General features: G+C 43.3%; 13 protein-coding genes. 10 read left to right on the top strand and 3 right to left on the bottom strand.

What is annotated here, in order from left to right; all coding sequences use genetic code 11:
- Window positions 1-9: 9 nt before the first annotated feature.
- Both stoA and GXP75_RS02475 read left to right on the top strand, forming a co-directional pair.
- A complete protein-coding gene (gene stoA, locus GXP75_RS02480) occupies window positions 10-498 on the top strand; it encodes an endospore biogenesis thiol-disulfide oxidoreductase StoA (protein WP_396022438.1) in 489 nt (162 codons plus the stop codon).
- A 242-nt stretch (window positions 499-740) separates the two neighbouring features.
- On the top strand, window positions 741-2,657 hold the full coding sequence (locus GXP75_RS02475; protein ID WP_214914933.1) for a heavy metal translocating P-type ATPase: 1,917 nt from the start codon (window positions 741-743) through the stop codon (window positions 2,655-2,657).
- 40 nt (window positions 2,658-2,697) lie between these two features.
- Here the strand turns inward: GXP75_RS02475 and GXP75_RS02470 are convergent, their stop codons facing one another.
- Window positions 2,698-2,898 carry a hypothetical protein gene (locus GXP75_RS02470; protein WP_214914920.1) on the bottom strand — a complete coding sequence of 67 codons (201 nt, stop codon included), beginning with the start codon at window positions 2,896-2,898 and terminating at the stop codon, window positions 2,698-2,700.
- A gap of 150 nt (window positions 2,899-3,048) precedes the next feature.
- Here GXP75_RS02470 and GXP75_RS02465 point away from each other — a divergent pair, with 150 nt between their 5' ends.
- The gene (locus tag GXP75_RS02465; protein WP_242556053.1) at window positions 3,049-4,143 is read left to right on the top strand and encodes a M24 family metallopeptidase; all 1,095 of its coding nucleotides are present in this window, start codon (window positions 3,049-3,051) and stop codon (window positions 4,141-4,143) included.
- A gap of 94 nt (window positions 4,144-4,237) precedes the next feature.
- Here the strand turns inward: GXP75_RS02465 and GXP75_RS21360 are convergent, their stop codons facing one another.
- Window positions 4,238-4,363 (bottom strand): hypothetical protein, encoded by a 126-nt coding sequence (locus GXP75_RS21360; RefSeq protein ID WP_277990642.1) that lies wholly within the window; start codon window positions 4,361-4,363, stop codon window positions 4,238-4,240.
- 92 nt (window positions 4,364-4,455) lie between these two features.
- Between GXP75_RS21360 and GXP75_RS02460 the strand changes: the two genes are divergently transcribed.
- The 7 genes from GXP75_RS02460 to splB all read left to right on the top strand — a co-directional run bounded on the left by GXP75_RS02460 (window position 4,456) and on the right by splB (window position 12,197).
- Entirely contained in the window at window positions 4,456-5,421 is a 966-nt protein-coding gene (locus GXP75_RS02460) for a LacI family DNA-binding transcriptional regulator (RefSeq protein WP_242556052.1), read from the top strand.
- A gap of 62 nt (window positions 5,422-5,483) precedes the next feature.
- Window positions 5,484-6,350 (top strand): glucose PTS transporter transcription antiterminator GlcT, encoded by an 867-nt coding sequence (glcT, locus tag GXP75_RS02455; RefSeq protein WP_034717991.1) that lies wholly within the window; start codon window positions 5,484-5,486, stop codon window positions 6,348-6,350.
- 232 nt (window positions 6,351-6,582) lie between these two features.
- Entirely contained in the window at window positions 6,583-8,682 is a 2,100-nt protein-coding gene (gene ptsG, locus GXP75_RS02450) for a PTS glucose transporter subunit IIABC (RefSeq protein ID WP_061571411.1), read from the top strand.
- Window positions 8,683-8,780: 98 nt separating this feature from the next.
- Window positions 8,781-9,047: a phosphocarrier protein HPr gene (locus GXP75_RS02445; RefSeq protein ID WP_003154654.1), complete on the top strand. Its 267-nt coding sequence runs from the start codon at window positions 8,781-8,783 to the stop codon at window positions 9,045-9,047.
- Window positions 9,047-10,762 (top strand): phosphoenolpyruvate--protein phosphotransferase, encoded by a 1,716-nt coding sequence (gene ptsP, locus GXP75_RS02440; protein ID WP_214914907.1) that lies wholly within the window; start codon window positions 9,047-9,049, stop codon window positions 10,760-10,762. Before GXP75_RS02445 ends, ptsP begins: the two co-directional genes overlap by 1 nt.
- 88 nt (window positions 10,763-10,850) lie before the next feature.
- A complete protein-coding gene (splA, locus tag GXP75_RS02435) occupies window positions 10,851-11,090 on the top strand; it encodes a splAB operon transcriptional regulator SplA (RefSeq protein WP_106044856.1) in 240 nt (79 codons plus the stop codon).
- A gap of 78 nt (window positions 11,091-11,168) precedes the next feature.
- Window positions 11,169-12,197, top strand: coding sequence for a spore photoproduct lyase (splB, locus tag GXP75_RS02430; protein WP_003327283.1), 1,029 nt, complete (start codon window positions 11,169-11,171; stop codon window positions 12,195-12,197).
- On the opposite strand, the gene GXP75_RS02425 is transcribed toward splB, so the two are convergent.
- The gene (locus GXP75_RS02425; protein ID WP_242556051.1) at window positions 12,194-12,889 is read right to left on the bottom strand and encodes a GNAT family N-acetyltransferase; all 696 of its coding nucleotides are present in this window, start codon (window positions 12,887-12,889) and stop codon (window positions 12,194-12,196) included. The genes splB and GXP75_RS02425 overlap by 4 nt on opposite strands.
- Window positions 12,890-13,017: the final 128 nt, after the last annotated feature.

The following is a 13,017-nucleotide window of genomic DNA, read 5'->3' as shown; positions in this document are numbered from 1 at the left end:
GATCACATGTTGACGAAGCGTTTTACCTTAATTGCATCCCTTGTCATGGTTGCCATATTCTCGTGGCTTCCTGAGGCGACAGCTGAAAAACGGTCGGTCCCTGCGGTGTTTTTAATGAAAACCATTGAAGGAGACGATATTTCAATCCCGCATAAAGGGCAGAAAACAATCCTTCATTTTTGGACATCCTGGTGTCCGCCCTGTAAAAAGGAACTGCCTCAGTTCCAGTCCTTTTATGAAAAACAACAAGCTGGCGGCGTTCAGCTTGTGACAGTTAATTTGGTGAATGCCGAACAAAATAAACAGGCTGTAGTCGACTTTATCGAAGCGAACAAGCTGACGTTTCCGGTTGTGCTTGATTCACAAGGCGATTTAATGAAGACATACCATATCGTGACCATTCCGACCTCTTTTTTACTCAATGAAAAGGGGGGAATTGAAAAAACAGCTGTCGGGCCGATGACGGCGGAGCAGCTAAAAGAATGGGCGCAAGAATAAAAGCTGAGAGGGTAGCCCTTTCAGCTTTTTTTTCATATATCATACCAACAGGATGAAATTTCTAATGATAATTATTATCAAAAAGAAATTAAAATAATTATAATTGAAATTATCCTCTGTCGTGCTATAATAGTAAAAGACATATGAAATCACTCACCATAAGCTGCCTTTTGGGCGGCAATTTTGTTTTTATAAGGGAAATGAAGATGATTTACGTTCTCAATTAGAGAGGGGGATTCAACATGAATGAACAAGTTATTATACAAAACGACTCGCAGCAGGAATTAAAAACCGAGCAGCGGGCAAGCAATTGGACGCAGCATGCGGAACTGATTGCAGCCCTTGTCTCCGGCGCTCTTATTTTAGCAGGATGGATTCTCCATCAACACTCTGTTTTATCTGTTATTCTCTATTTGCTGGCATTTGCGATCGGAGGATTTGCTAAAGCGAAAGAAGGAATTCAGGATACGATTGAATCAAAAACGTTAAATGTAGAGCTGCTGATGATATTTGCGGCAATCGGTTCTGCGATCATCGGCTATTGGGCAGAGGGTGCCATTTTAATTTTTATTTTTTCCTTAAGCGGAGCGTTGGAAACATACACGATGAATAAAAGCAGCAAAGATTTAACCTCATTAATGAAGCTTGAACCTGAGGAAGCAAGCCTTATCGTAAACGGCGAGGTCAAAAGGGTACCTGTCACAGATGTAATGACGGGTGACATCATCGTTGTTAAACCCGGGGAGCGCGTGGCAGCGGACGGGATCATTGAGACCGGTTCAACCAGCTTGGACGAATCTGCGTTAACCGGAGAAGCCATGCCTGTTGAAAAGACTACCGGTGATGAAGTATTTACGGGAACAGTGAACAGAAATGGGTCACTGACTGTCCGTGTGACAAAATCGAATGAGGATTCTCTTTTCAGAAAGATTATTAAACTGGTGGAATCCGCGCAAAGCAGTGTATCACCGACACAGGCATTTATCGAGCGGTTTGAAAATGCCTATGTAAAAGGCGTGCTTATTGTGGTCGGCCTGCTTTTATTTGTTCCCCATTTTGCTTTAGGCTGGAGCTGGAGTGAAACCTTTTACCGCGCAATGGTATTTATGGTTGTCGCGTCACCGTGCGCGCTTGTTGCTTCCATTATGCCCGCGGCGCTTTCGCTTATCTCGAACGGAGCGCGAAACGGTTTACTTGTAAAGGGAAGCGTGTTCCTTGAACAATTGGGTACAGTTCAAATGATCGCCTTTGATAAGACCGGTACCGTGACACGCGGCCGTCCGGCTGTGGAAGCTGTCAGAATCGCAGAAGGCCATGACGAGGCTGAAGTGCTGGAGGCCGTTTATGCCATAGAAAAACAATCAAGCCATCCGCTGGCTAAGGCTATTACAGAATACGCGGAAAACAGGGGCGTCAATCAGTCGGGCTACATATCCATTGACGAGGAATCTGGCTTTGGTGTTATGGCCTCTGTGTTCGGCGCCAAATGGAAGATCGGAAAAGCCGGTTTTATCGGAGATGACATAGCGGATGCATTTATCGAACAATCTGCATCAGACTTAAAAGATAAAGGGAATACAATCGTATTTATCAAAAAAGACAACAGTATTGCCGGATGCATTGCCCTCAAGGATCAAATCAGGTCTGAAGCAAAAGAGGTCTTGTATGAACTGGGCAGCTTGGGAATCAAAACCGCAATGCTGACGGGAGACCAAAAAGAAACGGCTGAAGCCATAGCGAAAGAAGCAGGCATCACAACTGTCGCGGCAGAATGCCTGCCGGATCAAAAGGTAGAGGAAATCAAACGGTTAAAAAAAGAGTACGGCATTATTGCAATGGTCGGAGACGGTATCAACGACGCGCCTGCTTTGAAGACGGCTGACATCGGCATCGCGATGGGCGGCGGAACGGATGTCGCTCTTGAGACGTCAGATATGGTATTAATGCAAAATGATTTAAAAAAACTTGCGAAAATGTGCCGATTATCCAGAAAAATGAACCGTATCATTAAGCAAAACATTGTGTTTTCGCTGACGGTTATCTGCTTACTCATTTGCGCTAACTTTTTGCAGGTGATGGAATTGCCGCTTGGTGTCATCGGTCATGAGGGAAGCACAATTCTTGTTATATTAAATGGTTTAAGGCTGTTAAAGTCATAAACAGCGGCCCCATATGGGCTGCTGTTTTTTGTATCCAGCTCTATATTTTCCGGTTTTTTTCAGCATCCGGGCGCTTTAAGATAAGAATAAATGCCAGGCTGCAGCAAACAAATCCGGCAGCACAGCCTATAATGAAGCTATAGTAATAATAATCGATACATTTTACGCTGATCAGCGGAGCAGAAATTCCTAAAATGGTCAATAATACGACCGCTTTCCTTTTCAAAAAATTGATAAGCAAATCGAACATCTCCCTGCATCATTCGTCTGTTAACAGTATACAAGATCAAGAAAAGGAAATAAAATGCAATTGTAATTCTTCAAAAAGGCAAGGAACTTTTAAAACTGATACAATAGATAAGAACATTACCTGAAGCGGGGAGGAATAAAATTGAATAGAATTCAGCGTGTCTCTTCATGGCTAAAGCAGGAAGGGCATACTTCAGCATTCATACATACAAAAGAAAATGTATTTTACTTAACCGGTTTTTATACAGAGCCGCACGAACGGTTGATGGGCTTGTTTATTTTTCAGGATGAGGAGCCTTTTTTCATCTGTCCGGGGATGGAAGCCGGGCAAGCGCGCAGTGCCGGGTGGGAACATGAAATCATCGGCTATGCCGATCACGAGGACCCTTGGATGCTCATTCAGACAGCTTTGAAAAAACGAAAGATCATGATCGATACACTTGCAGTGGAAAAGGATTCAATATCGCTTTCCCGCGCAGAGCAGCTGAAGCAGGCTGCGGGCGGAGCGTCATTTGTGTCAGCGGAAGAAACGCTGAATCAATTCAGGCTTGTGAAAGATCAAGAGGAGATCAAAAAGCTGCAAGAAGCGGCAAAACTTGCTGATTACGGCGTTGAGATCGGTGTATCAGCTTTACGTGAAGGAATTACCGAAATGGAAGTTCTCGCCCAGATTGAATTTGAATTGAAGAAAAAAGGGATTCAAGGGATGTCTTTTTCCACGATGGTATTGTTTGGAGAAAAATCAGGGCAGCCGCACGGCAATCCGGGAACGGCAAAATTGAAAAAAGGCGATTTTGTACTATTTGATTTAGGTGTCATTCTTAATGGTTATTGTTCAGATATTACGAGAACCTTTGCTTATCAAACAATCAGTCCGAAACAAGAGGAAATCTACCATACGGTGCTCAAAGCCGAAAAAGCCGCCATCGAATTGAGCAAACCGGGTGTCAGAATCGGCGACCTGGATTTAAAGGCACGCGGCATTATAGAGAAAGCCGGCTACGGAGACTATTTCCCACACCGCCTCGGGCACGGTCTCGGAATTTCCGTCCACGAGTACCCGTCTATGAGCCAAGCGAATGATTCAATCATTCAAGAGGGCATGGTATATACGATTGAACCGGGCATTTATGTGCCGGACATCGGCGGAGTGCGTATTGAAGATGACGTGCTTGTCACAGAGGAGGGAGCGACAGCACTGACCCGCTACCCGAAAGAGTTAACGATTTTGCCATAAATGATGACCACAAAATAAAAAAGGACTTTGTTCACGAAAAAGTCCTTTTTTATCTGCAAAAAATCGAATAAACTTAATGATAAGAACAGATGTCTCAAATGAAAAAATCATCAAATGTCTTAAATGGCTTTATTTCGTGTCTTTGTTTAAGCGGCTGAAGAGCGAGACAGCTTCCGACAAGCACTGTGATACATAAACCGATTAAAATAAAGAATCCCATTTGTTTCTTCCCCTTTCCGTAAGCAGAGTACGCTCTTATCGTATTGTATGAAACGCATTCCAGATCAAGGGAAAAAAGAAAGAAGGGAAGTTATGGCTAATATTAAAGAAATTGCGAATAAAGCCGGTGTTTCCATTACGACGGTTTCAAGAGTGTTAAATGATCATCCCTATGTGAGCGAAGAGAAGCGAGTGAGAGTGCTGGAGGCGATGAAAGCCTTGGAATATACGAGAAATGTCCATGCCGTTCACTTATCGAAAGGCTTTTCAAATATGATTGGTGTTGTCCTGCCGTCTATCAGCCTGCCGTATTTCTCGGAACTGCTGGCCGGGATTGCCGACGCGGCTTTTGCATCAGGCGTCCACCTTACCGTGTATCAGACAAACTATGAAATTGAAAAAGAGATTTTCGCTCTGTCACAATTAAAACAGCGGCAGGTAGACGGACTGATCTTCTGTTCAAAGGCGATATCTGATGAAGAACTGCTTGAGTGGAAGGGACCGCTATTGCTTTGCCAGAATTCAAATGAAGGTCTTTTTTCAACGATCAGTATTCCTCACCAAGATGCATTCAGGCACGGATTGAACTATTTAATGGAAAAAGGCCATAAAAAGATTGCGATATGCCTCGCCAGAAAAAAAGGCATGAACAGCCATTTTCGCATCAAAGCATATAAAGAAGCCCTAGCGGAAATAGGAGAAACCTTTGATGAGAATTGGATAGTGGAGAAAGCGCTTACGATTAATGACGGGAAAGAGTTGTATCATAAATGGAATAAGTGGAAGGAGAAGCCGACGGCGATATTGGTAGCCAATGATCAAGTATCAGCGGGGCTTTTGCTGGAGGCTAAAGTCCAAGGCACAGCCGTTCCTGACGAACTCGCCATTTTAAGCTTTGATAATCATGAAATCAGTCAATCACTAGGCATAACCACCATTGATATACAGACAAAAGAAATGGGCAAACAAGCCTTTATGCTTCTGGAAAAAAGGATTAAAGGCCAGCCGATTGAAAGAAAAGTACTCGAATACCGCCTGATTGAAAGATCGACTGTTTAGCTTAAATGTTGAAAAAAGGTTTGACGCGCTTTCCATTCGTTTTGTACGATATGGTGTATTGAATGACAAAGGAGCTGAGGATCGTGAATGGATCCTTTACAGTTGAAAAGGTATTAAATAATAACGTATTAATCGCTTCTCATCATAAATACAGTGAAGTTGTCCTAATTGGAAAAGGAATCGGCTTCGGAAAAAAACAAGCCGATATGATTGAAGATAAAGGGTATGAAAAAATGTTTATCTTAAAGGATGAGAAAGAACAAAAGCAGTTTAAAAAGCTCCTTGACTATGTAGATGAAAACTTGGTTGATATCTCCAATGATGTGATTGTTCATATTGCAGAGCGGGTGAACCATTCATTAAATGAACATATCCATATCGCTTTGACCGATCATATTGCATTTGCGATTAAACGGCTGAAGCAAGGGTTTGATATGAAAAACCCATTTCTGATGGAGACACAATCACTCTATCCGGATGAATACCAAATTGCCGAGGAAGTTGTGGCGATCATTAATGAAAAAGCGGGTATCAGCCTGCCAGACGGTGAAATCGGATTTATCGCTTTGCATATTCATTCAGCCCTGACCAATCGTCCGCTTTCCGAGGTAAACCAGCATTCCCAGCTGATGGCCCGGCTGGTACAAGTTATCGAGGATGCTTTTCAAATGAAGGTCAACAAGGAAAGCGTACATTATCTGCGCCTCATTCGTCATATCAGATTTACCATCGATAGGATCAAAAGGGATGAACCGACTAAAGAACCAGAAAAATTAATGTTATTATTGAAAAATGAGTATCCGCTATGCTACAATACAGCTTGGAAATTGATAAAAATCTTACAGCAAACATTGAAAAAACCAGTTCATGAGGCGGAAGCGGTCTATCTTACGCTTCATCTGTACCGATTAACCAATAAAATTTCATAACACTTCAGTTTAGCCTTTAAAAACGTGTTACTGATTCGATCAGGCATGAGTGATTGAGGGGAAAAAAGCGGGAATTTGTTCTCGTTCTTTTGCGCACCCAACTTTTACTCATGCCTTTTTTGTTGTGTAAAAGGGCAAATGTAAACGGTTAAACTGATGGCCTGCGCCCGTGAATTCGTTGTCATGATTTTTCGCTGTAAGGTCAAACTAGTAAATAGAGGAGGTCAATTCTATGTTTAAAGCATTATTCGGCGTTCTCCAGAAAATCGGGCGCGCTCTTATGCTTCCAGTTGCCATTCTTCCTGCGGCGGGTATTTTACTTGCGATTGGGAATGCCATGCAGAACAAGGACATGATTGAGGTTTTGCAATTCCTAAGTAATGACAATATCCAGCTGGTAGCGGGAGTAATGGAAAGTGCGGGGCAAATCGTTTTTGACAACCTGCCGCTTCTCTTTGCAGTCGGAGTTGCCATAGGACTCGCGAATGGCGACGGCGTTGCCGGGATCGCTGCAATCATCGGATATCTTGTAATGAACGTATCGATGAGTGCGGTTCTCCTTGCAAACGGAACCATTCCTTCTGATTCTGTAGAAAGAGCCAAATTCTTTACAGAAAACCATCCGGCATATGTCAACATGTTAGGCATACCGACATTGGCTACAGGAGTATTCGGCGGTATTATAGTCGGTGTGCTGGCAGCGCTGTTGTTCAACAAATTTTATAAAATTGAGCTTCCGCAATATCTCGGATTCTTTGCGGGTAAGCGCTTTGTACCAATTGTGACATCAATTTCTGCTTTAATTCTCGGTCTTATTATGTTAGTGATCTGGCCTCCGATCCAGCATGGGCTGAATTCCTTCTCAACAGGTTTGGTGGAAGCGAATCCAACGCTTGCTGCATTTATCTTTGGAGTGATTGAACGTTCACTTATTCCTTTCGGCTTGCATCACATTTTCTACTCGCCGTTCTGGTATGAGTTCTTTAGCTACAAAAGTGCAGCCGGGGAAATTATCCGCGGAGATCAGCGCATTTTCATGGCGCAGATCAAAGACGGTGTACAATTAACTGCCGGTACATTTATGACAGGAAAATATCCGTTCATGATGTTCGGACTTCCGGCTGCGGCTCTTGCGATTTATCATGAGGCAAAGCCGAAAAACAAAAAGCTCGTTGCGGGTATTATGGGCTCAGCAGCTCTGACTTCTTTCCTAACAGGGATTACAGAGCCGCTAGAATTCTCATTCCTGTTTGTGGCTCCGATCCTGTTTGCAATACACTGTGTGTTTGCAGGGCTGTCATTTATGGTTATGCAGCTTTTACATGTAAAGATCGGTATGACATTCTCAGGCGGTTTAATCGACTATTTCCTATTCGGAATTTTGCCGAACCGGACTGCATGGTGGCTTGTAATTCCTGTAGGTTTAGGCTTGGCCGTGATCTACTACTTCGGATTCCGTTTCGCCATCCGCAAGTTCAATTTGAAAACGCCGGGACGCGAGGATGATTCTGCTGAATCTGATAATTCCGGCAAGCAAGGCGAAGCGGGAGATCTGCCTTACGAAATCTTGCAGGCGATGGGCGACCAGGAAAACATCAAGCACCTCGACGCATGTATCACAAGGCTTCGTGTTACCGTGAATGACCAGAAAAAAGTGGACAAAGACCGTCTGAAAAAACTCGGCGCTTCAGGTGTTCTTGAAGTCGGCAATAACATTCAAGCCATTTTCGGGCCGCGTTCTGACGGTTTAAAAACACAAATGCAGGATATTATCGCAGGACGCACGCCAAGACCAGAGCCGAGAACGTCTGCTGAAGAAGAAGTAAGCCAGCAGGTCGAGGAAGTCATCGCAGACCCGCTGCAAAATGAAATTGGCGAGGAAGTATTTGTTTCTCCGATCACTGGTGAGATTCACCCGATTACTGATGTTCCTGACCAAGTCTTCTCAGGAAAAATGATGGGTGACGGATTCGCTATTCTTCCGACAGAAGGAATCGTGGTTTCTCCTGTGAGAGGTAAAATACTGAACGTATTCCCTACAAAGCATGCGATCGGTTTACAGTCTGACGGCGGAAAAGAAATCTTGATTCACTTCGGAATCGATACAGTCAGCCTTAAAGGCGAAGGGTTTACATCATTTGTCTCAGAAGGAGACCGTGTGGAACCGGGCCAAAAACTTCTTGAAGTAGATTTAGATGCAGTGAAGCCGAATGTACCTTCCCTCATGACACCAATTGTATTTACGAACCTTGCTGAGGGAGAAAGTGTCGGCATCAAGGCAAATGGTTCAGTTAAAAGAGAACAAGAAGATATTGTGAAGATTGAAAAGTAAGCATTCAAGATGCTGTGCTTGTCAGATGACAAGTGCGGCTGTATGATATAATATTGTGAAGTAATATATAGCTTTAAGTTAAAAGGAGAATGATAAAAATGGCACAAAAAACATTCAAAGTAACTGCAGATTCTGGAATTCATGCTCGTCCTGCTACAGTTCTTGTACAAACTGCAAGCAAATATGATGCTGATGTTAATTTAGAATATAACGGCAAAACAGTAAACCTTAAATCAATTATGGGTGTAATGTCTCTAGGAATCGCTAAAGGCGCTGAAATTACAATTTCTGCTTCAGGCGCTGATGAAAACGACGCTCTTAACGCTTTAGAAGAAACAATGAAAAGCGAAGGACTCGGCGAGTAATGCAAGAGTTAAAAGGGATTGGCGCTTCAGCCGGAATCGCGATTGCGAAAGCGTACCGGCTTGAAGAGCCAGATTTAACGGTTGAAAAGAAAAACATCTCTGATTCTGAAGCGGAAGTAAGCCGTTTTGAAGATGCTATCTCTCGTTCCAAAGACGAGCTTGAAAAAATCAAAGAGCATGCTTTAAAAGAACTTGGCCAGGATAAAGCGGACATTTTTTCCGCTCATCTCTTAGTTCTCAGCGATCCTGAGCTTTTGAACCCGATTAAAGAAAAAATCAGTTCAGAGTCAGTTAACGCTGAATTCGCTTTGAAAGAAACAGCATCAATGTTTGTTTCCATGTTCGAATCAATGGACAACGAATATATGAAAGAGCGTGCTGCAGATATTCGCGACGTTACAAAACGTGTGACAGGACATCTTCTTGGCGTTGAAATACCAAACCCGAGTCTGATATCCGAAGAGGTTATCATTGTGGCTGAAGACTTAACACCGTCTGATACGGCGCAATTAAACCGCGAATTTGTAAAAGGGTTTACAACGGATATCGGCGGACGCACTTCACACTCTGCAATTATGGCCCGCTCATTGGAGATTCCGGCAGTCGTTGGTACGAAATCGGCTACTGGCACAATCCAAAATGGGGTAACGGTCATTGTCGACGGCATTAACGGCGATGTCATCATCGATCCGTCTGCTGACATAGTTAAGAAGTATGAAGAAAAGCACAGCGCTTATATGGCTCAAAAAGCTGAGTGGGCGAAGCTTGTCAATGAACCGACAGTATCAAAAGACGGACATCATGTTGAGCTTGCGGCTAATATCGGTACACCTGATGATGTAAAGGGCGTTTTAGAAAACGGGGGAGAAGCAGTAGGTCTTTACCGTACGGAATTCCTTTACATGGGAAGAGATCAGCTCCCTACAGAAGATGAGCAGTTTGATGCTTACAAAGCTGTTCTTGAGCGAATGGAAGGAAAATCAGTTGTCGTACGGACGCTTGATATCGGCGGAGACAAAGAGCTTCCTTATCTGGAGCTTCCAAAAGAAATGAACCCGTTCTTGGGCTACAGAGCGATTCGCCTTTGCCTTGATGAGCAAGAAATCTTCAGAACACAGCTTCGCGCGCTGCTTCGTGCAAGTACATACGGAAACCTGAAAATCATGTTCCCGATGATTGCAACAGTAAACGAATTTAGAGAAGCGAAAGCAATCCTTCTTGAAGAAAAAGAAAAGCTTGTTCAAGCGGGACAAGTTGTCTCTGAAGACATTGAAGTCGGTATGATGGTTGAAATTCCGTCAACGGCAGTTATCGCTGACCAGTTTGCCAAAGAAGTTGATTTCTTCAGTATCGGAACAAATGACTTGATCCAATACACAATGGCTGCTGACCGTATGAATGAACGGGTTGCATACCTGTATCAGCCATACAATCCAGCGATTCTCCGCCTGATCACACTTGTGATCGAAGCTGCTCATAAAGAAGGAAAATGGGTCGGCATGTGCGGTGAAATGGCCGGAGACGAAATTGCGATTCCGATTCTTCTAGGACTTGGCTTAGATGAGTTCTCAATGAGTGCAACATCTATCCTTCCGGCAAGAACACAGATCAGCAAGCTTTCTAAAAAAGAAGCTGAATCATTCAAAGAAAAAATCTTGTCAATGAGCACGACAGAAGAAGTTGTCGCGTTTGTAAAAGAGACATTTAATTCATAATACTAAAACCAGCCGGGCTTTTGCCCTGCTGGTTTTTTTCATATTCAGAGGAAAGGCGGGGCAAAATAATCCCACTAGGAGGGATAGAATGTCAAACGAATTTAACGCGGGTGATACGGTGTATGTGATTTATCGGAATCCCCACGCAGCAAATGTTGCGCATATAAAGGAAGCGGAAGTAGTGCATCATCCATATCACAAAGGGGAGCTTTCCTTATTTTTATATGAAACCTATCATCCTCTTGCTGAGGATGATGCCGTATTCGCGAGCTATGAAGAAGCGGAACATTTATATAATCAGCTATTTGATTACGATCAATACAGATGACAAGGAAAATATTGCATCACATATCCTTACTTACGTATGAGAAAAGTAACAGAAGAAAAGTGAAAAGGATGTGGCTTCATGCAGAACCCGTTCGTTCCGCAGCTCGTTTATATTGAACCGAGAGCGCTGGAATATCCGTTAGGCAAAGAGCTAAGAGATAAATTTGAACATATGGGAATTGAAATCAGAGAAACAACATCACATAATCAGGTGCGGAATATACCCGGAAAAAACCACCTTCAGCAATACAGAAATGCAAAGTCGACACTGGTCATCGGCGTACGGAAAACACTGAAATTTGATTCTTCAAAACCGTCGGCTGAATATGCGATCCCGTTTGCAACCGGCTGCATGGGGCATTGCCATTATTGTTATTTGCAAACCACGATGGGGTCTAAACCTTATATCAGAACGTATGTGAATGTGGAAGAAATATTAGATCAAGCGGATGAATACATGCAAGAACGGGCCCCTGATTTTACAAGGTTTGAAGCTTCTTGTACATCAGATATCGTCGGTATCGACCATCTGACACACACGCTGAAGCGTGCTATTGAACACTTCGGGCAAAGTGAATTAGGGAAACTCAGATTTGTAACCAAATTTCATCATGTGGATCATTTGCTGGATGCGAAACACAACGGGAAGACAAGGTTCAGATTCAGCATTAACGCCGACTATGTCATCAAAAATTTTGAACCAGGCACTTCTCCTCTCGATAAACGGATAGAAGCCGCTGTAAAGGTAGCAAAAGCAGGCTATCCTTTAGGCTTTATCGTCGCGCCGATCTATATTCATGAAGGCTGGGAGGAAGGTTACAGGGTCCTGTTTGAAAAATTGGACGCCGCTTTGCCGAAAGACGTAAGACATGATATTACGTTTGAATTGATTCAGCACCGATTCACTAAGCCGGCGAAACGAGTGATTGAAAAGAACTATCCAAAATCAAAACTAGAACTTGATGAAGAAAAGCGCCGCTATAAATGGGGACGCTACGGCATCGGCAAATACATCTACCAGAAGGATGAAGAGCACGAACTTCGGGAAACGCTGGAATCCTATATCGACCGTTATTTCCCTAATGCAAAACTCGAATATTTCACTTAAAACGGGCTCAAGCAGCCCGTTTTTTGATAAAATGGGTTTTTCCACTCCATCAGGACGCCGTAATGTAATGATTCCTCATCTTCCAAATAGTTTCTCACCACACCGACAGGCTCTCGCCCGCAATGAAGCAGAAATGACAGAACCGGATCATTCTTCTCTCCCTCCAGCACGGCTTCGACATATTGCTCAGCGGTAAGTTCATGCGAATATTTATGATAACGAGGAATTCGAGCGCCACCCAGCAAACGTTCAAGCTGCTTTGAAACCGTCAGTTCATACATCGTTTGCATCAGCCATTTTCCGATCCCCAGCTTTCGGTAAGAAGGGGACACCGAAATATCAACGACATATAACGTATTGCCTTCTTTATTATGATTTCTGATATATCCATGATCAGTAATTTCTGCCCAAGTATGATCAGGATGTCCAGGGTCAAATTGGATAATCAGCGCGGTCATGGAACCGATGATCACATCATTTACCAACGCGCATAAAGCCCCTTCCCGAAAGGTTTCTATATGGCTGTGTAACTGCTCCTTGGACCACAGAAGTTCCTGAGGAAAAGGGGGAGGAAAACATTCTTTTTGCAGAGAAAGCAAACCTGCAACATCTCTGTGAGTGTATTGCCTGATCACGAGCTTCTCGTATTTGCGGCCATCATAAAAGCGGATATTCTTTTGAATCGTAATCACCCTCCTTTTTCCAAATCATTATAACGTATACCTTAAGGCAGGGAAATAAAAATGTAATTTTCTGAATTTATAGTTCCCATTTCGTATTATTTTCTTTTTTCAGTATATTCATTTTCCTAAAGAGAAAG

The organism is Bacillus sp. HU-1818 (assembly GCF_022695965.1).
In the GTDB taxonomy this organism is placed as follows: Bacteria; Bacillota; Bacilli; order Bacillales; family Bacillaceae; genus Bacillus; species Bacillus atrophaeus.
The sequence above is the reverse complement of the archived record's forward strand: the minus strand, read 5'-3'. Positions and strand labels throughout refer to the sequence as shown.